The 22,867-nt window shown below is 73.6% G+C and carries 17 protein-coding genes; 10 read left to right on the forward strand and 7 right to left on the reverse strand.

What is annotated here, in order from left to right; translation table 11 throughout:
* Nucleotides 1-171: 171 nt before the first annotated feature.
* On the reverse strand, nucleotides 172-1,521 hold the full coding sequence (locus AB0R04_RS12735; protein WP_363370478.1) for a TadA family conjugal transfer-associated ATPase: 1,350 nt from the start codon (nucleotides 1,519-1,521) through the stop codon (nucleotides 172-174).
* A complete protein-coding gene (gene ssd, locus AB0R04_RS12740; RefSeq protein ID WP_363370480.1) occupies nucleotides 1,521-2,645 on the reverse strand; it encodes a septum site-determining protein Ssd in 1,125 nt (374 codons plus the stop codon). Before ssd ends, AB0R04_RS12735 begins: the two co-directional genes overlap by 1 nt.
* Nucleotides 2,646-3,372: 727 nt before the next feature.
* Between ssd and AB0R04_RS12745 the strand changes: the two genes are divergently transcribed.
* Nucleotides 3,373-4,272: an HAD-IB family hydrolase gene (locus AB0R04_RS12745; protein WP_079135773.1), complete on the forward strand. Its 900-nt coding sequence runs from the start codon at nucleotides 3,373-3,375 to the stop codon at nucleotides 4,270-4,272.
* A gap of 420 nt (nucleotides 4,273-4,692) precedes the next feature.
* Here the strand turns inward: AB0R04_RS12745 and AB0R04_RS12750 are convergent, their stop codons facing one another.
* The gene (locus AB0R04_RS12750; RefSeq protein ID WP_363370483.1) at nucleotides 4,693-5,583 is read right to left on the reverse strand and encodes an oxidoreductase; all 891 of its coding nucleotides are present in this window, start codon (nucleotides 5,581-5,583) and stop codon (nucleotides 4,693-4,695) included.
* A 217-nt stretch (nucleotides 5,584-5,800) separates the two neighbouring features.
* Between AB0R04_RS12750 and AB0R04_RS12755 the strand changes: the two genes are divergently transcribed.
* The 7 genes from AB0R04_RS12755 (at nucleotide 5,801) to AB0R04_RS12785 (ending at nucleotide 15,770) form a co-directional block, all read left to right on the forward strand.
* Nucleotides 5,801-6,808, forward strand: coding sequence for an ATP-binding protein (locus AB0R04_RS12755; RefSeq protein ID WP_363370485.1), 1,008 nt, complete (start codon nucleotides 5,801-5,803; stop codon nucleotides 6,806-6,808).
* 422 nt (nucleotides 6,809-7,230) lie between these two features.
* Nucleotides 7,231-9,660, forward strand: coding sequence for a SulP family inorganic anion transporter (locus tag AB0R04_RS12760; protein WP_363370487.1), 2,430 nt, complete (start codon nucleotides 7,231-7,233; stop codon nucleotides 9,658-9,660).
* A gap of 242 nt (nucleotides 9,661-9,902) precedes the next feature.
* Nucleotides 9,903-11,858 (forward strand): acetate--CoA ligase, encoded by a 1,956-nt coding sequence (gene acs / locus AB0R04_RS12765; protein WP_363370489.1) that lies wholly within the window; start codon nucleotides 9,903-9,905, stop codon nucleotides 11,856-11,858.
* 403 nt (nucleotides 11,859-12,261) lie between these two features.
* Nucleotides 12,262-13,638 carry a Na+/H+ antiporter NhaA gene (gene nhaA, locus AB0R04_RS12770; protein ID WP_079135771.1) on the forward strand — a complete coding sequence of 459 codons (1,377 nt, stop codon included), beginning with the start codon at nucleotides 12,262-12,264 and terminating at the stop codon, nucleotides 13,636-13,638.
* 187 nt (nucleotides 13,639-13,825) lie between these two features.
* A complete protein-coding gene (locus AB0R04_RS12775; RefSeq protein ID WP_063348673.1) occupies nucleotides 13,826-14,302 on the forward strand; it encodes a phage holin family protein in 477 nt (158 codons plus the stop codon).
* Nucleotides 14,303-14,396: 94 nt separating this feature from the next.
* A complete protein-coding gene (locus AB0R04_RS12780; RefSeq protein WP_363370492.1) occupies nucleotides 14,397-15,416 on the forward strand; it encodes an alpha/beta hydrolase in 1,020 nt (339 codons plus the stop codon).
* A gap of 144 nt (nucleotides 15,417-15,560) precedes the next feature.
* Nucleotides 15,561-15,770, forward strand: coding sequence for a hypothetical protein (locus AB0R04_RS12785; RefSeq protein WP_063348672.1), 210 nt, complete (start codon nucleotides 15,561-15,563; stop codon nucleotides 15,768-15,770).
* A 109-nt stretch (nucleotides 15,771-15,879) separates the two neighbouring features.
* Here AB0R04_RS12785 and AB0R04_RS12790 read toward each other — a convergent pair whose 3' ends face one another.
* The 4 genes from AB0R04_RS12790 to nth all read right to left on the reverse strand — a co-directional run bounded on the left by AB0R04_RS12790 (nucleotide 15,880) and on the right by nth (nucleotide 19,602).
* The gene (locus AB0R04_RS12790) at nucleotides 15,880-16,581 is read right to left on the reverse strand and encodes a metal-dependent hydrolase (RefSeq protein WP_063348671.1); all 702 of its coding nucleotides are present in this window, start codon (nucleotides 16,579-16,581) and stop codon (nucleotides 15,880-15,882) included.
* A gap of 150 nt (nucleotides 16,582-16,731) precedes the next feature.
* Entirely contained in the window at nucleotides 16,732-17,916 is a 1,185-nt protein-coding gene (locus AB0R04_RS12795; protein ID WP_063348670.1) for a MarP family serine protease, read from the reverse strand.
* Between the two features lie 46 nt (nucleotides 17,917-17,962).
* The gene (locus AB0R04_RS12800; protein ID WP_363370495.1) at nucleotides 17,963-18,730 is read right to left on the reverse strand and encodes a CoA pyrophosphatase; all 768 of its coding nucleotides are present in this window, start codon (nucleotides 18,728-18,730) and stop codon (nucleotides 17,963-17,965) included.
* Complete coding sequence (gene nth / locus AB0R04_RS12805; RefSeq protein ID WP_363370497.1) at nucleotides 18,727-19,602, reverse strand: endonuclease III; 876 nt, start codon at nucleotides 19,600-19,602, stop codon at nucleotides 18,727-18,729. The genes AB0R04_RS12800 and nth overlap by 4 nt, the downstream gene beginning before the upstream one ends.
* Nucleotides 19,603-19,749: 147 nt before the next feature.
* On the opposite strand from nth, the gene AB0R04_RS12810 reads away from it, so the two are divergent.
* A complete protein-coding gene (locus AB0R04_RS12810; RefSeq protein WP_363370499.1) occupies nucleotides 19,750-21,288 on the forward strand; it encodes an FAD-dependent oxidoreductase in 1,539 nt (512 codons plus the stop codon).
* The gene (locus AB0R04_RS12815) at nucleotides 21,285-22,688 is read left to right on the forward strand and encodes a glutamate-cysteine ligase family protein (protein ID WP_363370501.1); all 1,404 of its coding nucleotides are present in this window, start codon (nucleotides 21,285-21,287) and stop codon (nucleotides 22,686-22,688) included. The genes AB0R04_RS12810 and AB0R04_RS12815 overlap by 4 nt, the downstream gene beginning before the upstream one ends.
* Nucleotides 22,689-22,867 lie beyond the last annotated feature (179 nt).

Genomic DNA, 22,867 nt, shown 5'->3' on the forward strand with positions numbered 1-22,867 from the left:
CTCCCGGTCGTCGGTCTTTCCTGTTCCACGCCCCGAGCAGTGTCAGGGCGCCCGCCGCGCACCCGCCCAGCAGCAGGACGAACGCGAGTTCCGCCGCCCGCACGGCCACACTCGCCAACCCGGCCGCACCCGCCAGCCCGGCCGCACCTGCCGACCCGGCCACCGCCCCCGTCACGTCGGCCCCGCAGCGAGCGACACCCCGCGCACCGCCAGCAGCCCGACCAATCGCTCCCAACCCGCCCCGGGGACCAGACCGCCCGCCACCGGGAACTCCACCGCCGGGGTGGTGACGGCCAGGCCGTCACGGCCGGCCGCCAACGTGTGGATCTCCGCCACCCGGCGGCGCCCCGAGCCCGGCTCCCTGACCAGGTGCACCACCAGGTCGAGCGCGGCCCGGAGTTGGCTGTGCAGCGCGGGCCGGTCGAGCCCGGCGAGCGAGCCCAGCGCCTCCAGTCGGACCGGCACGTCCGCCGCCGTGTTGGCGTGCACCGTGCCGCAGCCGCCTTCGTGCCCGGTGTTCAGCGCGGCCAGCAGATCCGACACCTCGGCCCCGCGGACCTCTCCGATCACCAGCCGGTCCGGACGCATCCGCAGTGCCTGCCGGACGAGGTCCCGCAGCGTGAGCTCACCCAGCCCCTCCTGGTTGGGCGGTCTGCTCTGCAACCGGACGACGTGCGGATGGGCCGGCCGCAGTTCGGCGGAGTCCTCCGCGATGACGATCCGCTCCTCCGGACCGACCAGGCCGAGCAAGGCCGCGAGCAGCGTGGTCTTGCCCGTGCCCGTCCCGCCGGACACCAGTAGCGACAGCCTGGCCCGCAGGATGCCGGCCAGCAGGCCGGCGCCCTCCGGCGGCAGCGCCCCGCCCGCCACCAGTTCGTCGAGCGTGAACGGCTGGGGCCGGCAGACCCGCAGCGAGATGTGCGTGCAGCCGGCCGCGATCGGCGGCAGCACGGCGTGCAGGCGGGTGCCGTCCGGCAGCCGGGCGTCCACCCAGGGCCGCGCGTCGTCCAGCCGCCGCCCGGCCGCGGTGGCCAGCCGGTGGGCCAGCCGCCGTACCGCCTCGGCGTCGGCGAACCGGATTCCGGTGGCCCGGTGCAGGCCGCCGCCACGGTCGACCCACACCTCGTCCGGACCGTTCACCAGGACGTCCGTGACGTCGGGCGCCGCCAACAGCCGCTCCAGCGGGCCCGCACCCACCAGTTCGGCGCGCAGCGAGCGCACGGTGTCCAGGACTTCGTCCCCGCCGAGCGGCGGCCGGGTGGCCCGCAGCACGGCCGCGACCGACCCCGCCGTCGGGGCGGCACCCGACTCGGCCAGCCGCAACCGGACCGCGTCCACCAGCTCCGCCGTCCGCTCCTCCCGGGCGGTGCGCCCGTACGGGCAGGGGTGGCGCGGCGCTTCGGGTGGCCCGCCGGGCGGCGGCACACTCCTGAGCGGCCGGTGCTCCCGCGCACCGTCGCCCCGGCTCTTCGGACCGCCCCCCGCCCGCACGGTGGGGCCTGTTCTGCGCAGACGGACCATCAGTACACACCTCCTCCGACCGCCGGCACCGGCGGCAACACCTCGTCCAGGAAGGTCTCGCAGAAGCGCGCGAGCGGGCCGCCGTCCCGGATGCCGGGCGGGACGCCCTTCTCGACGTCCTCCGCCAGGCCGGGCTCCGGCTCCAACTCCCCCGCGAGCTCCAGCCGCAGCCCGCGGGCGATCCGGTGGGCCGGGAGTCCGAAGGTGCGCGGTGACCGCACCACCGCCCGGACGTCCCCGAGCCGCATCCGGGCGGCCGCCGCGACCCGGTCGGCGGCGGCCACCGCGCGCAGTTCGGCCGGCACCACCAGCAGCGCCAGGTCGGACTGCTCCAGCGCCTGCCCGGCGGCCGCGTCGAGATGGCGCGGCACGTCGACGACGACCAGCCCGCCGCGCCGTCGGGAGGCGGCCAGCACGCTGCGCATGGCCTCCGGCGGCACGGTCAGGGTGTCGCCGCGGTCCCAGGACAGGCAGGAGAGCGCGGAGATCCGTTTGAGCACCGGTAGCGCCCTGGCCAGTTCGACCCCGCTGACCCGCCCGCGCGAACCGGCCAGATCGGGCCAGCGCAGCCCGCGGGCCGCCTCACCGCCGAGCAGGATGTCGAGGCCGCCGCCCAGCGGATCTCCGTCGATGAGCATCGTCCGCCGCCCCGCCCGCGCGGCCGTGACCGCGAGGGCGCAGGCCAGGGTCGAGGCCCCGGCCCCACCCCGGCCGCCGAGCACGGCGACGGTGAGCGCCGGGGAGCCGGCGCCCTCGGCCGCGTCGGCGATCCGGTCGAGCAGCCAGGCTTCGGCGTCGGGGAGGAACAGCACGTGCTCGGCGCCGAGTTGGACGGCTCTGACCCACACCCCGGCGTCGTCGAGGTCCAGCCCGAGCAGCAGCACCCCGCCGCGTCGGCCGAGCCCGGCGCACCGGGCGGCCTGGTCGTCCCCGATGAGCACCAGTGAGGCGCCCTCCCAGAGCTCGCGCGGCGGTGGTGCGCCCCGGATCAGCCTCGGTTCGGTGCCGACGGCCGCGCAGAGCCGCAGCAGGTGCTCGGCCAGGCCCTCGTCCTCGGTGACGACGAGCGGACCGGTGGCCCCGGGCCCTTCGGTGGTGGCGTGGTCGGCGATCGGCGTCGACATGGCGGGCTCCCCTCTGCGCCGACGGCCGCCAGGGGCGGTCCGGGGCGCACGTCGGACGGTTCCGGCGAACGGCCGCCCGGCAGACCTCGTGGGAGAGAGGGAGGTGAGATCCGCCCGGCGACCGCCGCCGACCATCACGGTGGGGGGAGATCGGGATTCCGTCATCCACGATGCGAATCCCTGTGGATAACTCGTGGGCTGTGGAGGAAAACGTTCACCCGGGCGGGGGATTAATCGTCAAAGAATTGACGATCGGGGATCACGGAGACGAACCGGAAGCCCGTCGCGCCCCCCGCCGGCCACCCGGCGGACCCTCCCGGAGGCCGCCCGGACACCCCGCCGCAGCAGCCCGGCCCACCGATCGGAACCAGCCGAAGAGCCATGGGCAGCCATGAGCAAACGGCGACGCAGAGTGACGAAAGGTGGTCAGTGGACCAGGGTGTCGACACCCCCTGTACACCGTCGGCGGGGCGGCCGCGGCGCTCGCCGCGAAGGGCCTTCAGGCCCTGAAAATGGCCCCGGACGTGCGACGACCCCCGCCGGGGGGGAGAGCGGGGGTCGTCTATCCACAGCCCGACTCGGGGGGGAGGAGCCGGACCGGGTTAGCACGGTCGCGAACGATCCGTGACTTCCATGGTGTACCCGAGCGGCCAGAAACACAAACCCGCACGCCCACGAGTACACCGAATGGCGGCCTGTTTTGCGGCTCCCTCTATCCTCGGTTCCCGTGGACACCACCGAGAACGCCGACGACCACGCCGACGAGTCCCCGGGCGAGGCCACCGGGCCCGCGCAGACCCGCTCACCCGTTCGCCCCAGGCCGGGCGGGCCGCGCACGGCGGCCTTCTTCGACCTGGACAAGACCATCATCGCCAAGTCGAGCGCGCTGGCCTTCAGCCGCCCGTTCTACCAGGGCGGTCTGATCAACCGTCGGGCCGTACTGCGCAGCGCGTACGCCCAGTTCGTCTTCCTGGTCGGTGGCGCGGACCACGACCAGATGGAGAAGATGCGCGAGTACCTCTCCTCGCTCACCCGGGGCTGGAACGTCCAGCAGGTCCGCGAAATCGTCGCGGAGACGCTGCACAACCTGATCGACCCGATCATCTACGACGAGGCCGCCTCACTGATCGAGCAGCACCACGCGGCCGGTCGGGACGTGGTGATCGTCAGCAGTTCGGGCTCCGAGGTGGTCGAGCCGATCGGCGCGCTGCTCGGCGCGGACCACGTGATCGCCACCCGACTCAAGGTCGAGGACGGCTGCTACACCGGCGAGATCGAGTACTACGCCTACGCCGAGAACAAGGCCGCCGCCATCCGGGAGTTGGCCGAGTCCGAGGGCTACGACCTGGCCGCTTCCTATGCCTACAGCGACTCCTCCACCGACCTGCCGCTGCTGGAGGCCGTCGGCCACCCGTCGGCGGTCAATCCCGACCGCGCGCTGCGGAAGGAGGCCCAGGCCCGGGAGTGGCCGGTGCTGGTCTTCGACCGGCCGGTGGAACTGCGGCGGCGGCTCCCGGAGTTCTCCGCGCCGAGCGGCTCGGTGCTGACGGCCGTGGCGATCGGGACGGCGGCCGTGACCGCCGGGGTCATCTGGTACCTGGCCCACCGGCGCCGTCCGGAGGCCTGAGCCGCCCGCCGCGGGCCCGCAACACAGGCAAACGCGGGCCACCCACCGCGGGCCTCGCAACGCAGGCAAATCAGACAATCAGCACAGAGTTCACTTTTCGGGTTCCCCTTTCGCCCGAAACGCGATACAAATGAAGCACGGCCCGCGAGACCCGGTCAGGACCCGAAGAGGTCAAACCGACAACGCAGTTAAGGCCCCACGGACCGCGTGTACAGATAACCGAGCACCCACATGCAGCCGACCCGCTGTCGGGCCGCTGGACCAGACGAACGGGCAGGATCCCCGTCTGATCAGCACTTCCGGTGCATGCATGGTCACCCGGTATCTGCACCAGCGGCGGCACCAGGCAGGATCAGGTGCCGCCGCATCTTCGCGTCAGAAGCGCCAGAAGCTCCGTGAAGAGCCCGCGCCCGCGCCCGCTCAGACCATCCCGCGCTGCATCGCCTCGCAGACCGCCGTGCTCTCCCGCACCCCGAGCCGCAGCGCCCGCCCGCAGTGCGCGATCCAGGCCGCCATCCCCTCGGGCGTGCCCGCCAGGTAGCCGGCCAGGGCCCGCCGGTAGGCGTCGGTGCCGAGTTCCGCCAGCCCGACCTCGGCCGGGCAGATCGACTTCGGGTCGAGCCCCTCGGCGAGCAGCACGATCCGCTGGGCGGCCCGCGCGATCACGCCGTTGTACGCGCCGAACGGCCGCAGCGCGAGCAGTTCGCCGTGCACCACGGAGGCGACCACCAGGGCCGGCGTCCCCACGCCCTGGCCCTCGGCGCGCGCCACCAGCAGCCGGGAGAGCTGGTCGAGCCGGGCCGCGACCTCCTCGGCACCCGGGGCGGGCGGCAGCACCGGCACTGGCTCGTCCACCTGGGCGACCTCGACGCTCTCCACCGGCTTGAGCCCCAGCGGGAACAGCTCCTCGACGCCCTCGCCCGCGCGGCGGGGCCGCCCGGCGGACGGCTCGCCGTCGCCGACGGCGAGCAGGTGCAGCCGGGCCAGCACCTGGAGCGGCGAGTGCCGCCAGATGCTGAGCAGCTGGCCGGCCTCGGCGGCGATCCGCAGGGCCGCGCCGACCGTCCGGGCCTCGGGGTCCGCGCTGAAGTCGCTGCGGCGCCGGACCTCCTCCAGCGGCCAGTCGGCCCCGGCCAGCGCCGCCGACGCGCGGGCGCCGCGCAGCGCGGACTCGGAGGTGACCTCGGCCGCGCGGCGGCGCATCACCCGGTGGCCGTAGAGCCGGTCGACGGCCTTGCGCACCTCGGCCACGGCGTCGGGCACCCCGGGGAGCTGGGCCAGCGGGGCGAGGGGATCTGTTCCAGTGCTCACCTACCGAGAGTAATGAACAGCCGGCCCCTCCCGGAACAGCAACCCCGGATCACCCGTTAGAGGCAATCCTCACTTCCCTCCGCCGAGGAGGCCCAAACCCCGGCTAGCATGGCCACTATCGGAGACGATAACTATTTCCACTTAGGGGCCTCGGCATGTGCGACCCCTGAGCAGGTGGCCCCCGAGCGCGGGCCCAGAGCGAGAGCCGGAGTCCCAGATGAAGATCGCCTTCGTCGGCAAGGGCGGCAGCGGGAAGACCACGCTGTCCGCACTGTTCATCCGCCATCTGGCCGCCGTGGGCCGGCCGGTCATCGCCGTCGACGCCGACATCAACCAGCACCTGGGCCCGGCCCTGGGTCTGACGGATGCCCAGGCCGCGGAGCTGCCCTCGCTCGGCGCGCACCTGCCGGAGATCAAGGAGTACCTGCGCGGCAGCAATCCGCTGATCCGCTCGGCCGACGAGATGATCAAGACCACGCCGCCCGGCCGGGGTTCGCGCCTGCTGCGGATCGTCGAGGAGAACCCGGTCTACGCCGCCTGCGCCCGCCCGATCGCCCTGGACGAGGGCTCGGTCCGGCTGCTGGCGACCGGCGCCTTCACCGAGGAGGACCTGGGGGTGGCCTGCTACCACTCCAAGGTCGGCGCGGTGGAACTGCTGCTCAACCACCTGCTGGACGGCCCCGACGAGTACCTGGTCACCGACATGACGGCAGGCTCGGACTCCTTCGCCTCCGGCCTGTTCACCCGCTTCGACCTGACCTTCCTGGTGGCCGAGCCGACCCGCAAGGGCGTCTCCGTCTACCGCCAGTACAAGGACTACGCCCGCGACTTCGGCGTCCGGCTGCGGGTGATCGGCAACAAGGTGCAGGGCCCGGACGACCTGGCGTTCCTGCGCCGGGAGGTCGGCGACGACCTGCTCACCACCTTCGGGCACTCGGACTGGGTGCGCCGTCTGGAGCAGGGCGCCGAGCCGCCGCTGAAGTCGCTGGAGCCGGCCAACCGGGCCGTTCTGGAGGAGCTGCGGGCCGAGGCCGAGGCCGCGTACGGGCAGCGGGACGTGCGGCGCTACACCGAGCAGGCCGTGCTCTTCCACGTGCGCAACGCGGAGAGTTGGGCCAACGCCAAGGTCGGCGTCGACCTCGCGACCCAGGTGGACGAGACCTTCGTGCTGGGCGGGCTCGGGGTCGTCGGCGAGCGGCCCGCCCCGGCGGGTGCGCACGTCTGACGCCGCTCCGCCCGAACGGGCCGTGGCCCTCCCCCCTTCCCCGGGGAGGGCCACGGCCCGTTCCGCATGTCCGGACCGCCCGGCGCCGCCAGCAGATTCCCAGCGGTTCGAACACCACCCAATGGGGTGAATCAGGGGGTTTTCCCCTTCCCTCCCGGAATGACGCTGTGCAAAGCTTTCATTACCCTCGGTTTACCGAGTCTTGATGGTCCGTTCCCGACGGCCCTCGGCGAGACGTCCCGCACCTCGCCCAGGCCCCTGGCGGGCCCTGATGGTCAAGGTCCGGCCGGTGACACCCGCACTCCCCGCCGCGCCCACGCCATCCCGCCACACCGTCGCGACCCACGACAGCCGATCCGCCCCGGAGCCCCACCCACCGCCGGACCTGACTGCGTTCGTTCCCCCGGACAGACGGGAAGACAATGACCCTCGACATCTCCAGCGCCCCCATCGCCTCCGACACCACCGACCACGCACCACCGGGCCCCGGCACCAAGGCCCGCTGGGCCCAGGACCTCTCCGCCTCCCTGGTGGTCTTCCTGATCGCCGTGCCGTTCTCCCTCGGCATCGCGCTCGCCACCGGTGCCCCGCTCACCGCCGGCCTCGCCGCCGCGGCCGTCGGCGGCATCGTCGTCGGGCTGTTCGGCGGCACCCCGCTCCAGGTCAGCGGCCCCTCGGCCGCGCTGACCGTGATCACCGCCGGACTGATCGTCCAGTACGGGTGGCGGGCCACCTGCGCCATCACCCTGGCCGCCGGGCTGCTCCAACTCCTGCTCGGCCTGCGCCGGGTGGCCCGGACCGCGCTCGCCGTCTCGCCCGCCATCGTGCACGGCATGCTGGCCGGGGTCGGGCTCACCATCGCCATCGCGCAGCTGCACGTCGTCCTCGGCGGCTCCCCACAGAGCTCCGCGATCGCCAACCTCCTCGCGTTGCCAGGCCAGTTGGCCGGGCCGCACCCGCCCGCACTGCTGGCCGGCTCGGTGACCGTGGCCGTCCTGCTGGGCTGGCCCCGACTCGGCCGGCTCCCCGGCCGCGCGGGCGAGTTCGGCGCCAGGCTGGCCAAGGTGCCGGGCCCGCTGGCCGCCGTCGCCACCGCGACCGCGCTCGCCCTGGCCCTGGACCTGCGGCTCGCCCACATGCGGCTGCCCGCCTGGCAGCCGCACGCCCTCGTGCCCGCACTGCCGCACGGCCCGCTGGCCGGGGTGCTGGCCGCCGTCCTGACCGTCACCGCCGTCGCCGGCGTGGAGTCACTGCTGTCCGCCGTCGCGGTCGACCGGATGTCCCGCCGTACCGGCGACCTCGACCGCGAACTGCGCGGCCAGGGCCTGGCCAACATCGTCAGCGGGCTGGTCGGCGGGCTGCCCGTCGCCGGCGGCGCCGTCCGCAGCACCGCCAACGTGCGGGCCGGCGGCCAGACCAGGTGGTCCTCGGTGCTGCACGGCGTCTGGGTGCTCGCCGCCGCACTGGCGCTGACCGGCGGGCTGCGCCGGATCCCGCTGGCCGCGCTGGCCGCGCTGGTGCTGGTGGTCGGGCTGCAGATGGTGAGCTTCGCGCACATCCGCAACGTGCACCGGCACCGCGAGTTCCCGGTCTACCTGACCACCGTGCTCGGCGTGGTGGCGCTCGGCGTGCTGTGGGGCGTCGCGCTCGGCGCCGGCACCGCCGTGCTGCTCGCGCTCTACCGGCTGACCCGCGCCCACGTGGACGTGCTGGCCGGCCCGGCCGGCGCGGTCACCGTCCAGACGCACGGGCCGCTAACCTTCACCGCCGTGCCCCGGCTGAGCCGGGCGCTGGCCGGGATCCCCTCCGGCGCCGAGGTCACCGTGGTCCACGACGGCTCCTTCCTGGACCACGCCGCGTACGAGACGCTGCACAGCTGGCGGACGGGCCACCAGTCCGCGGGCGGACGGGTCTCGATGGTGACGCGCCGCAGGGACGACGAGGTGCTCGACCCCGACGGCACCGTCCGGGCGGGCAGTTCACCCGGCCCGCACCGCTGCCGGGCCTGGACGCCCTGGGTCGGCCACCACTGCATCGAGCAGCAGGAGGATCCGCACGGCCGGCTGCTGGACGGCGTCCGGGTGTTCCAGCAGCACACCGCCCCGCTGATCCGGCCCGAACTCGCCCGGCTGGCCCGGGAGGGGCAGACGCCCTCCCAGCTCTTCCTGACCTGCGCGGATTCCCGGATGGTCACCAGCATGATCACCAACAGCGGCCCGGGGGACCTGTTCACCGTCCGCAACGTCGGCAATCTGGTACCGGCCCCGTACGAACCCGGCGCGGCCGACGACTCGGTGGCGGCCGCGGTGCAGTACGCGGTCGAGGTCCTGGAGGTCGGCTCGATCACGGTCTGCGGCCACTCCGGCTGCGGCGCGATGAAGGCCCTGCTGGACGGCGTGCACGAGCGCCCCGGGCCGCCCACCCCACTGGCCCGCTGGCTGCGCAACGGCCGCGGCTCGCTGGACCGGCTCCGCCGGGTCCCCGCCGGGTTCGACGCGCGGCCGGTGGTGGACCTGGTGGAGCAGCTCTGCATCACCAACGTGGTCCAGCAGCTGGACCAGCTGCTGGCCAACCCGGCCGTGGAGCGCCGGGTGGAGGAGGGCACCCTGCGGCTGGTCGGGATGTACTTCGACTTCGCGACCGCCCAGGCCTACGTGCTCGACCGGGCCGAGGGGACGTTCAGTCCGATCGAGGCGCGCATCGGGACGGCAGCGGCCGCAACCGCGGCCGGCCCGGCAGCGCCGAGGACACCGCCGACCGGGCCGGTGGCGGGCGACACGCCCGAACGGGTGAATGAGGATGGCCGGGTTCCCGCCGACGGCGCCGAGGACGGCCCCTGGCTGGCCGCTTGAGAGCCGGGCCCGTGTCCCCGCCGGGCGGGCCGGGGCACGGGCCCTCCGGCCGTCGTACGGCGCACCGCCCCGAGGCGGTGCGCCGTATGATGGTCCGTTCGACTGTCGGTCAAAGGTCTACACCAATTACCCGGAGGCTCTTGTCAAGTGCCCCATTCGCCTGGTGAGCTGTGCGCTGGGACACACGGGACAATCCCCACGCACGGGATCGTCTCCGATCATGACTCGATGAGGAGTGCGCGTTGAGCAACGAGAGCCTGGCCAACCTGCTCAAGGAGGAGCGGCGATTCGCCCCGCCGGCAGAGCTCGCCGCCGCCGCCAACGTCACCGCGGCCGCGTACGCGCAGGCCTCCGAGGACCGCCTGGGCTTCTGGGCCGAGCAGGCCCGCCGCCTCAGCTGGGCCGTCGAGCCGACCGAGACGCTGGACTGGTCCAACCCGCCCTTCGCCAAGTGGTTCGCCGACGGCAAGCTCAACGTGGCCTACAACTGCGTCGACCGCCACGTCGAGGCCGGTCTCGGCGACCGGGTCGCGATCCACTTCGAGGGCGAGCCCGGCGACAGCCGCTCGATCACCTACGCCCAGCTCAAGGACGAGGTCTCGCAGGCCGCCAACGCGCTGCTGGAGCTCGGCGTCCGCAAGGGCGACCGGGTCGCGGTCTACCTGCCGATGATCGCCGAGGCGGTCGTCGCGATGCTCGCCTGCGCCCGGATCGGCGCCACCCACTCGGTGGTCTTCGGCGGCTTCTCCGCCGACGCCGTCGCCTCCCGCATCGAGGACGCCCAGGCCAAGCTCGTCATCACCGCCGACGGCGGCTACCGCCGCGGCAAGCCGTCCGCGCTCAAGCCGGCCATCGACGAGGCGCTCACCAAGGTCGACGGCGTCGAGCACGTCCTGGTGATCCGCCGCACCGGGCAGGAGATCTCCTGGACCGAGGGCCGTGACGTCTGGTGGCACGAGATCACCGCGCGCCAGTCCACCGAGCACACCCCCGAGGCGCACGACGCCGAGCACCCGCTGTTCATCCTCTACACCTCGGGCACCACCGGTAAGCCCAAGGGCATCCTGCACACCTCGGGCGGCTACCTCACCCAGGCCAGCTACACCCACCACGCGGTCTTCGACCTCAAGCCGGAGACCGACGTCTACTGGTGCACCGCCGACATCGGCTGGGTCACCGGCCACTCGTACATCGTCTACGGCCCGCTCTCCAACGGCGCCACCCAGGTCATCTACGAGGGCACCCCGGACACCCCGCACCAGGGCCGGTTCTGGGAGATCGTCCAGAAGTACGGCGTGACGATCCTCTACACCGCGCCGACCGCGATCCGCACCTTCATGAAGTGGGGCGACGACATCCCCGCGAAGTTCGACCTGTCCTCGCTGCGGGTGCTGGGCAGCGTCGGCGAGCCGATCAACCCCGAGGCCTGGATCTGGTACCGCGAGCACATCGGCGCCGGCAAGACCCCGATCGTGGACACCTGGTGGCAGACCGAGACCGGCGCCATGATGATCAGCCCGCTGCCGGGCGTCACCGAGACCAAGCCGGGCTCGGCCCAGCGCGCCCTGCCGGGCATCGCGGCCACCGTGGTCGACGACGAGGCCAACGAGGTCCCGAACGGCTCCGGCGGCTACCTGGTGCTCACCGAGCCGTGGCCGTCCATGCTGCGCACCATCTGGGGCGACGACCAGCGCTACATCGACACCTACTGGTCGCGCTTCGCGGGCCGCTACTTCGCCGGTGACGGCGCCAAGAAGGACGAGGACGGCGACATCTGGCTGCTCGGCCGGGTCGACGACGTCATGCTCGTCTCGGGCCACAACATCTCCACCACCGAGGTCGAGTCGGCCCTGGTCGGCCACCCGTCGGTGGCCGAGTCCGCTGTGGTCGGCGCCACGGACGCCACCACCGGCCAGGCCATCGTCGCCTTCGTGATCCTGCGCGGCGGCGCCACCGAGAGCCCGGAGCTGGTCGAGGAGCTGCGCGCGCACGTCGGCCGCACGCTCGGCCCGATCGCCAAGCCGAAGCAGGTCAAGGTGGTCGGCGAGCTGCCGAAGACCCGCTCCGGCAAGATCATGCGCCGTCTGCTGCGCGACATCGCCGAGGGCCGCGAGGTCGGTGACACCACCACCCTCGCCGACAGCACGGTGATGAGCCAGATCCAGGCCCAGCTGCCGCCGGCGGGTGGCAACGGCTGAGCCGGCCGACACGGTGAAGCGTGCCCCGGGCGGTGGTCACCGCCCGGGGCACAGCCATGCCGCGGGTCTGAAGCCCCCTTCCGGTCGGCCGCCGGGGTGTACAGCGGGGCGGACGGGAGCGGGCGGTGCCCCGCGGCCGACGGTGACGCGTTCACCCGTCTGCACGCGGCCTGGGCCATTCGGGTGCCGTGCCGCTGCTCCTCCGGAGTGCAGAACCCACCCGCAGGGCTTAAGTCCTTGAATAGGACAATCCGGATGTCACCCGAACGATCCCCTAGACTGTTAACGACGCATCAAGATCCCTGAACGGGAGTCCGAGCGTCACAGGGCGCGCCGGGAAGTCTGGTCGGCAACTGCACCACACGTGCATCCGTTGCCGCTCCCAGCCCCTCAGGAGGTCCTCGTGACCGACCAGCCGCCCGTCCACGAGCCGACGACCCGCCGCCGGCAGCTGCTCGGCCGACTGTCCCTGCCCGAGCGGACGTTCATCACCGACGCCCTGCGCACCGAGACGGTCGGCGGCGTGCTGCTGCTGCTCGCCGCCGTGGCCGCGCTGGTCTGGGCCAACGTCTGGCCGCACGCCTACGAGAGCGTCCTCGACTACACCGTCGGGCCGTCCGCCCCGCTGCACCTCGACCTCACCCTCGGCAACTGGGCCAAGGACGGCCTGCTGACGATCTTCTTCTTCGTGGCCGGGATCGAGCTCAAGCGCGAGTTCGTCGCGGGCGAGCTGCGCACCCCGAGCGCCGCGCTGCTCCCGGTGGTGGCCGCCGTCTGCGGCGTCGCGCTGCCGGCGATCCTCTTCGCGCTCGTCAACTCGGGCAGCGGCGGTCACCCCAGCGGTTGGGCCATCCCGACCGCCACCGACATCGCCTTCGCACTCGGCGTGCTGGCCGTGGTCGGCAGCCACCTGCCGTCCGCCCTGCGCGCCTTCCTGCTCACCCTCGCCGTGGTGGACGACCTGATCGCGATCCTGATCATCGCGGTCTTCTACAGCTCCGGCATCAGGTTCTGGGCGCTCGGCCTGGCCTTCGCCGGCCTGGTGCTGTTCTGGTTCCTGCACCGGCGCGGGGTGCACGGCTGGTACCTGTTCGTGCCGCTGGCCGTCGTGAACTGGGCGCTGATGCACGAGAGCGGCATCCACGCCACGGTCGCGGGCGTCGCGATGGGCCTGATGCTGCGCTGCCACCGGGAGGGCGACGAGCAGCACTCCCCCGGCGAGCACATCGAGCACCTGGTCCGCCCGCTCTCGGCCGGCCTGGCCGTCCCGGTGTTCGCACTGTTCGCCGCCGGGGTGACGATCTCCGGCCCGTCGCTGCGCGAGGTGTTCACCCAGGCCACGCCGCTCGGCATCGTCATCGGCCTGCTGGTCGGCAAGACGGTGGGCATATTCGGCGGCACCTGGCTGGCCGCCCGGTTCACCCGGGCCGAGCTGAACCCGAAGCTCAGGTGGGCCGACATGTTCGCGGTCTCGGTGCTCGCGGGCATCGGCTTCACCGTCTCGCTGCTGATCAGCGAACTGGCGTTCCGCGACGACCTGGCCCTCGCCGACCTCTCCAAGACGGCCGTCCTGGTCGGCTCGCTGCTCTGCGCGACGGTGGCCACCGTGCTGCTCAAGCTCCGCAACCGGCACTACCGCGAACTGTGCGAGGAGGAGGACCGGGACGTGGACGGCGACGGCGTCCCGGACGTCTACCAGGAGGACGACCCGGCCTGGCGGGCCCGGGCCGCCGGGCTCGCCCCGCGACCCGACGGCGAGGGGCCGGAGAAGCCCCGCTGAGGCCCGCCGGCGGCCCGGCAGAGCCCGGACACGTCCCCCCGGCGGGGCCCCGGAGTGGTGTGCGACTGACCGGTAGGGGCATGATTCTGAGCTGTCGACAGTCCACTGACGCCTCCGGGCCCCTCCGGCCCCCCGAACCGCACCACGCGGCGGCGTCACGCCGCACAGCCGCAGAGGAGAACCGCTGATGCCCGCAGGAGCCGCAGACCCGTCCAGCAACGGCCGGGCGCCCTACGAGGGCGAGCGTTCGGTGGGGCAGCTGTTCGCGGCGGCCACCGCCGACCTGTCCGCACTCGTCCACGACGAGATCGCGCTCGCCAAGGCCGAGATCCGGGCGGACGTCAAGCGCGGCGTCTCCGGGGGCGTCTCGCTGGGCGTCGCCGCCGTGGTGGCGCTGGCCGCCGTCCCGATGCTGAGCGCCGCGGCGGCCTTCGGCATCCACGCGCTGGGCCTGTCGCTCGGCTGGTCGTTCCTCATCGTGGCCGGCGCCTACCTGCTGCTCGCGGTGCTGCTCGGGCTGATGGCCTGGCGCTCGTTCAAGCGGATCGAGAAGCCGCACCGCACCATCGAGGGCGCCCAGAAGACCGCCGACGTGCTGAAGAACGCCCGGCCGCGCCCGGCCACCAAGGAGGAGATCGACCGGGCCCTGGGCCGCATCCCGTAACCGTCCGTCCGGTGGCGGTGCACGCCGCCCGCCCGGACCCGCCGGGAGCGAGTGCCGGGCGCCGTCCGGCGCACGGATGTGACACGCTCTCGGTATGCCGCTTGACCAGAAGCCCGTATCCGCGCAGCCGTCCGCCGACTCCGGACCCGACCTGGCACCCGGGGGGGAGCCCGCCGATGAGGCCCCCGGCACCACCCCCGACGGCGGCGCCGAGGCCTGGAGCGTCCGGCAGAGCGGCCCGTGGACGCACCGCGACCTCGCGGCCAACGGCGCCCGGTTCCACATCGCCGAGCTGGGCTCGGGCCCGCTGGTGCTGCTGGTGCACGGCTGGCCCGAGTACTGGTGGGCCTGGCGCCACCAGCTGACCGCGCTCGCCGAGGCCGGCTACCGGGCGGTGGCGCTCGACCTGCGGGGTGTCGGCGGCAGCGACCGCACCCCGCGCGGGTACGACCCGGGCAACCTCGCCCTGGACATCACCGGGGTGATCCGCTCGCTCGGCGAGCGCCGGGCGCACCTGGTCGGGCACGCCGCCGGCGGCACGCTGGCCTGGGTGGCGGCGGTGATGCGCCCGTCGGTGATCCAGAGCCTCACCGTGGTCTCCGCCGCGCACCCCCGGGACCTGCGCCGGGCCCTGCTGACCGACCGCCGCCAGGCGGCCGCCTTCGAGCACGTGCTGGGCTTCCAGCGGCCGTGGATACCGGAACGCCGTCTGGTGGCCGACGACGCCGCGCTGGTCGGCCGCTACCTGGACGCCTGGGCCGGTCCGAACCGGCTGGACGAGGAGGCGGTGCACGCGTACCGGCAGGCCATCCAGATCCCCAGCACGGCGCACTGCTCGATCGAGCCGTACCGCTGGCTGCTGCGCTCGATGGCGCGCCCGGACGGCATCCAGTTCGCCCGGCGGATGAAGAAGCCGATCACGGCGCCGACCCTGCACGTCCAGGGCGCGGCGGACCCGGTGCTGCTGTCGCACACCGCGCTGGGCGGCGGCGAGTACGTGGCGGCGCCGTACCGCTGGCGGCTGATGCCGGGGGTCGGGCACTTCCCGCACGAGGAGGCCCCGGAGCAGTTCACCGCGGAGTTGCTGGACTGGGTCGGCCGTCACAAGGAGTGATGGTGCAGGAGCGGCGAAGGGGCCGGGAGGGAAGGGCCCTTGGTCCCAACTCCCTTGATCTGACGCACATATGACAACCGCATAGGCCAATTTCGACGCGCGCCCGGCGGTTACCCCCACCGGCCCAGGGGCATCCATTCCGGTATGACCTGGATGCCCGATCGCGGCGGCGCCCCGCGCGCCCGACGCCACAACAGCTCCCAGCGCTCCGCCCACCGCCCCGACTGGGCGGACGACCTCGGCTACGACGGCCCCGACCGCCGTCCACGCCCGGCGCAGCGGCAGCTCGGCATCCCCCGCATCCTCGGCCGGCGCGCGCGCTGGGTCGGCGCACGACTGCGGCGCGAGACCTGAGGCCTCGCGCCGCGTCGTCCGGCCGGTCCGGCGGACCGGTTCCGGCCGGCCAATCGGTTCGGCCGGTCAGTCCCGCCGGTCGGGTGGGCTGGCCGGCCAGTCCCGCCGGTCAGTTCACGAGCGTCGGCGACACCGCGGTGAACCAGAGCAGGACGAAGGTCGCCACCGACATGATCGGCACCAGCACCTTGGTCTCGACGTTGTTGCCGCTGCGCTTGATCAGCACCACCTCGTAGCGCTCCTTGTGCGGCCAGAGCAGTGGCGCGCCCTTCTTGGTCAGGCAGTCGCCCAGCAGGTGCGCCAGGGTGCCCAGCGCCACCGCGTACGGCAGCCAGCCCGGCGAGTTCGGCATCCAGGTGTTCATCCCGAAGGTGCCGAGCGCGGACAGCCCGATGACGGTGATCCAGCTCTCCGGGCCGTCCCCCGGCGGGCAGAGCCGCAGCGCCCGGATCGCGAGCGCGATCAGGAAGAACGTCAGCACCAGGGTGAAGTTGCGGCCCAGGTAGGTGACGCCCGCCCAGGTGCCGGCGCCCATCAGCGCGACGAACAGCAGCGAGTGGGTGGCGTGCCGGTGCCCACCGGAGGCCCAGGCCACGAAGCGGCAGAGCGCCTTGGAGATCGGCCCCAGGAAGTTGGCGATCGAGCCGTCGTGGTGGTCGAGGTCCGGCAGCAGGGCCGCCCCCGCGCACAGCACCGTGCCCATCAGTATGTCCGCCGGCTGCAGCGTGGTGTGCAGCAGCAGCGGGGGCAGGAACGGCGCGGAGGCGGCGTACAGCATCGCCCCACTGACCGCGTGCGAGTGACCCATCATCGGACTACCACGACCTCCCGTAAGACTCACTCCGGGACGGCGCCCGGTTGAGCCGAACGGGTGAGCGCGGCAGAGGCTACCAGGGCGGACTGACGGTGTGACGGATATCGGATCGTCGGACCCGGCGCGTCGGACCGCCCCGGGGCCCGGTCAGAGCGCGCAGCCCTGGGTGTCCACCGGGGTGCTCGCGGTGCTGCCCCTCTCCGCGTCCTCCCGCACCTCGGCCGCGGTCAGCACGTACCCGGTGTCGGCGCTGTCCAGCGACTTGGCGAACACCACGCCGTAGACCTGGCCGTCCGGGGTGAGCAGCGGGCCGCCGCTGTTGCCCTGGCGGACCAGCGAGCGGACCGAGTAGACGTCGCGGACCACCTGGCCGCGGTGGTAGATGTCCGGGCCGTTGGCCTGGATCCGGCCGCGGATACGGGCCGGCTGGACGTTGAAGGCGCCGTTCTCCGGGAAACCCGCCACGATCGCGCTGTCGTTGGTCTTCGCCTCGCCCGCGAACGCCAGCGGGGGCGCGTTCAGCTTGGGGACGTCCAGGACGGCGATGTCGCGCTGCCAGTCGTAGCGGACCACCGTCGCGTCGTACAGCTGGCCGACCCCGCCGATCTGCACGGTCGGCTCGTCGACCCCGCCGACCACGTGGGCGTTGGTCATCACCCGGTGCGGGGCGAAGACGAAACCGCTGCCCTCCAGGGTCTTGCTGCAGGAGGTGGCGGTGCCGACCACCTTGACCAGGCTCTGCTTGGCCCGCGCCACCGCCGGGCTGCCGGCCAGCGCCGGGTCGGGGGTGTCGACCTGGGTGATCGGCTCGTGCTCGAAGGGGTTGAAGACCTGCGGGAAGCCGTTGCGGGCCAGCACCTTGGAGAAGTCCGAGAACCAGTTCGGCGCGTCGTCGGGCAGCGCGTTCTGCACGCCGCCGAGGATCGCCGAGGAGCGGACCTGCTTGGACACCGTCGGCAGCGACGCCCCGGCCAGCGCCGAGCCGATCAGCCAGGCCACCAGCAGCATCGAGACCACGTTCACGGCCGCGCCGCCGGTCGCGTCCAGCACCCGCGCCGGACGGCGGCCGATGTGGCCCCGGAGCTTCCAGCCGAAGTGCGCGGTCACCGCCTGGCCGATCGCGGCGCACACGATCACCACCACCACGGCCACCACCGAGGCCGTGGTGCCCGGGCTGAGGTGGTCGAGCAGCAGCGGCAGCAGCTGGACGGCCAGCAGGCCGCCGCCCAGGAAGCCGACCAGGGACAGGACACCCACCACGAAGCCCTGCCGGTAGCCCGACACGGCGAATGCCACGGCAGCGGCGATCAGCAGCACATCCAGGACGTTCACCCGGACACCCTCCCACGGCCCGCGGCCCGGCCGCGCAGACGGCCCCTCACGTGGGACCGGCATCGCCGCCCGGCAGCGCCCGGGAGTGGTCGAGATCGCCCTGCACCAGGGCCAGCGCCTCGTCCGAGAGGTCGACGATCCGGGACGGGTCCCAGGGCCGCTCCAGCCCGCCGTGGTGCAGCACCCGGTCGATCACCCCGGCCGTGAACCCCCAGACCAGCCGCCCGGCCACCGCGAAGGCCGGCCCCACGTGCCCGGACGGGTGGCGCAGCCGCACCCGGTTCGCCGGGTCGGCCAGATCGGCGACCGGCACCCGGAACACCGCGCCGGTCTCCCCCTGGTCCACCGGCCGCACCGGCGACTCCTCGCGCCACCAGCCCAGCACCGGGGTCACCACGAACCGGCTGACCGGGATGTACAGCGCCGGCAGCACCGCGAACACCTGCACCCCGGCCGGGTCCAGCCCGGTCTCCTCCCAGGCCTCGCGCAGCGCCGCCGCGACCGGGCCCGGGCCGTCCGGGTCACCGTCCTCCGGATCCAGCGCGCCGCCCGGGAAGGACGGCTGCCCGGCGTGCGAGCGCAGCGAGCGGGCCCGCTCGATCAGCAGCAGGTCCGGCCCGTCCGGGCCCTCGCCGAACAGCATCAGCACCGCCGCCGCCCGGCCGCCCTCCACCGGCGGCAGGAAGCGGCTCAGCTGCTCCGGCAGCACCCGCTCGGCCGCCTCCCGCACCGGCTCCAGCCAGGCCGGCAGGCCGTCCCCCTCGACCACCCGCACCGCCGACGGCTCCGGCGCCCGTCGTGCCTCGCGGGTCACTCGCCCACCGCCAGGTCCGCGATCCGCCCCTGGTGCCCGGCGGCGTCGGCCCGGGCGGCGGCCTCCCCGGGGAAGTCCCCCGGCGGCCTCAGCCGCTGCCCGGGCTGCCCGCCCAGCTCGTACTTGAGCAGCTTGCGCGCCTTCTCCGGGTCGGTCTCGCCCTCCCCGTACGACGGGCAGAGCGGCGCGACCGGGCAGGCGCCGCAGGCGGGCTTGCGGGAGTGGCAGATCCGGCGGCCGTGGAAGACCACCCGGTGCGACAGCATCGTCCACTCCGACTTCGGGAAGATCTCGGCGACGGCCGCCTCGACCTTCACCGGGTCCTCCTCGGCGGTCCAGCCGAACCGCCGGGCCAGCCGCCCGAAATGCGTGTCCACGGTGATCCCGGGCACCCCGAAGGCGTTGCCGAGGACCACGTTGGCGGTCTTGCGGCCCACGCCCGGCAGCGTCACCAGGTCGTCCAGGCGGCCCGGGACCTCGCCGCCGAAGTCGTCTCGCAGAGCGATCGAGAGGCCGATCAGCGACTTCGCCTTGTTCCGGAAGAACCCGGTCGGGCGGATGACCTCCTCCAGCTCCTCCGGGTTCGCCGCCGCCATGTCCTCCGGCGTCGGGTACTTCGCGAACAGCGCCGGCGTCGTCTGGTTCACCCGCAGGTCCGTCGTCTGCGCCGACAGCACGGTCGCCACCAGCAGCTGGAACGGGTTCTCGAAGTCCAGCTCCGGATGCGCGTACGGGTACAGCTCCGTCAACTCGCGGTTGATCCGCCGCGCCCGCCGCACCATCGCCAGGTGCGACTCCGGCTTCCCCGGCTTCACCCCCGGCACGGCCTTCGCCTTCGGTGCCGCCGCCGCCCGGACCTTGCTCTCTGCCATGCACGAAGGCTACGCCGAACGGCCCACGGCGGGCAGCGGATCACCGGAGCCCGCAGGAGCCGCGGACCGACGTTCGGATGGGCGCGGTCTGGTGGCTCGCGACGGCGGGCTGCCCCAGGCTGAGGGCTACGACGACGCGAGGTGCCCATGTTCGACGAGAGCTTCGCCTTTCCCAGCAGCCTGCTGCGCCCGGTGACCGGCGCCACCGGGCGGGTCGCGGTGATCGGGGCCGGGGTGGCGGGCCTCGTCGCCGCCTACGAGCTCCAGCGCCGGGGCTTCGGCATCGTCCTGTACGAGCGGTCGAACCAACCCGGCGGACGGGTGCGCACGCACCGCTTCTGGGACGGCACGCACGCCGACCTGGGCGCCATGCGCATCCCCGGGAACCACCACTGCGTCCTCCACTACGTGTCCCAGTTCGGCCTGCGGACCAGGCCGTTCGTCAACTTCAACCCGGACGCCTACTACCACCTGCGCGGCCACCGCGCCCGCGTCCAGGAGGTGCACGCGCTGCACCCGGCGTACGCGCTGCGCGCCGCCGAGAAGCAGGACCCGCGGCGGATCCTGGACCGGCTGCTGACGGCCGCCTGGGAGACGCTCACCCCCGACCAGCGCCGGCGGGTGCTGGACGGCCACTGGGACGACCCGGCGCTCGACCGGCTCGTCTCGGTGTCGCTGTGGCAGTACGTCCACGAGCACCTGTCGCAGGACGCCTGGGACCTCCTCGGCCACGCCAGCGGCCTGGTCCACTACGAGCAGTCCTCCCTGCTGGAGGTCCTCGTCGACTACTTCGGCCTGTTCCACGCGGGCCAGGTGGAACTGGTCGACGGTACCGACCGCCTGGTGCACGCGTTCGTACGCCGACTGCGGCCGAGGACCCTCCAGCTGTCCACCCAGATCGACGAACTCTCGCTGACCCGCCGGGGCGTCCGGGTGCACGGGCGGCGCCTCGGCGGCACGATCACCGAGGACGTCGACTTCGTCGTCTGCTGCGTCCCCGTCCCCGCCCTCGACCAGATCAGCTTCCGGCCCGGCCTGCCCCACCACCAGCGCCACGCGATCCGCGGCATCAGCTACGCCAGCAGCACGAAGACGCTCGTGCACACCAAGCGGCGCGGCTGGGAACTGGACGACCGGATCTTCGGCGGCGGCAGCTTCACCGACATGCCGATCCAGCAGTGCTGGTACCCGTCGGACAACGCCCGGCCCGTCGACGGCCGGACCAACGGGAGCACCGTCGGCAGGCGGCGCTGGGCCGCCCGGGACCCGCAGCGCTCCCACGAGCCCGCGGTGCTCGTCGGCGCCTACCTGTGGGGAGCCAACGCCCGCCGCTTCACCACCCTGCCGCCGGCCGACCGCGACCTGCTGGTCCTGAAATGCCTGGAACGGCTGCACCCCGGCATCCTCCGCGACGCGGACGACATCGTGCACTGGAACTGGGACGACCAGGTCGGCATGGGCGGCGGCGCCTTCGCCCACCTCGCACCCGGCGAGCACACCCGGTACCTGACCGGGCTCGGCGCCCCGCACCCGACCGACGACCCGAGGATCTTCTTCGCCGGAGAGCACCTGTCCGGAGCGCACGCCTGGATGCAGGGCGCCGCCCAGTCGGCCCTGGCCGTGGTCGGCCAGGTGATCGACCGGGGGCAGCACGCCGACGACACCGCGCGGCTGCGGGCCGGGTGAGCGCGGCACCGGCGCCCCGGCGCCGAACCGGCGAGCGGAGCGGCAGCCCGGCGACGGGAGCGGCGCTGCACCGCGACGACCTCGGACCGCTGCTCGCCCCGGCCGCCGCCGCGACCGAGCGGATCGGGCTGGAGATCGAGAACGGCATCGTCGACCCGGAGACCGGGCGGGCCGCCCCCTACGAGGGGAAGAACGGCGTCCGGGCCGTCCTGGAGGCCGTCCTCGCCGAATGGGGCGGCACGGACCGGCGCGACAACGGCCGGCTGACCGGCGTGGACCTGACGGACACCGCCCAGATCACGCTCGAACACGGCGGCCAGGTCGAGTACTCCTCCGTCCCGGCCGCCGACCTGTCCACGGCCGTGGACGACATGCGGGCCACGATGGAGCGCCTCGCGGAACTCGTCGGGCGCTTCGGCCTGGCCCTCCTGCCCGGCGGCAATCTCCCCTTCGACCGGCTCGACACCGTCTCCTGGGTGCCGATGCTCCGCGGTGCCGTCATGCGCGACTTCTTCGACCGGATCGGCGAGGCCGGCAGCGGGGCCCCGAAGATCATGTCGATGTCGCTGTCCACCCAGGTGCACCTGGACTACCTGTCCGACGAGGACTTCACCCAGAAGCTGCGGATGCTGACCGCCGCGTCCCCGGTGGTCGCCGCACTGCTCGTCAACTCGCCGCTGCAGGGCGGCCGATCGAACGGGCTGCTCTCGCACAGGTCGCAGAACTGGCTGCGGATGGACCCGCGCCGCTGCGGCGTCCTGCCGCCCGCGCTACGGCCCGACGTCGACGCCGACGACGTCATCGACTGGGCGCTGGGGATCCCGATGATCTACTACCGCGGCCCGGACGGACGGTACCGGCCCGCCCCCGACCGGCCGTTCGCCGAGATCCTGCGGCAGGGCTTCGACGACGGCACCATGCCGACCTTCGACCACTGGGTCTCCCACATGTCGCAGATCTGGACGGACGTCAGGGTCCGCCGGACCCTGGAACTGCGGGCCGGGGACGGCCCGCCGTACCGGCACATCCCGGCCGTACCGGCGCTGTGGGCGGGGCTCGCCTACCACCCGCCCTCGCGGACGGCGGCCTGGGAACTGCTGCGCCACCACGGCGTGGCGGAGCACCGCGCGGCGAGGGCCAAGCTCCCCGCCGACGGCCTGGACACCATGCTCGGCGGCGACCGGGTCCGCGAACTCGCGGCGGAACTCGTCCGGCTCGCCCGGGCAGGCCTGCGGGCCCGGGTCCGCGCCGGCCTGGAACAGCCGAAGGTGCTCGACTACCTCGACCCGCTCGACGAAGTGCTGCGCACCGGGCAGACCTTCGCCGAACAGTGCACGGCCCGCTGGGACACCGACCTCCGCCGCGACCCCCGCCGCTACGTCGCGGCCTTCCGCGTCTGAAACCCCACGCCCGACCCTCCCGCCCGGCCCTCCCGCCCTGGTGCGCGGCGACGCCGCCCGCCACGCCCGAGCCGGTGGAGTTCTTCGACGGAAGGGCCTTCCTCGCCCGAACCGTCGCGGGTTAGCGTGACCGGCGGCGGCCGGCCCCGGGTCGGCCGCCGCCTGCCCACCGAAGAACG

It is taken from the genome of Kitasatospora sp. NPDC056731 (assembly GCF_040687675.1).
GTDB lineage: Bacteria > Actinomycetota > Actinomycetes > Streptomycetales > Streptomycetaceae > Kitasatospora.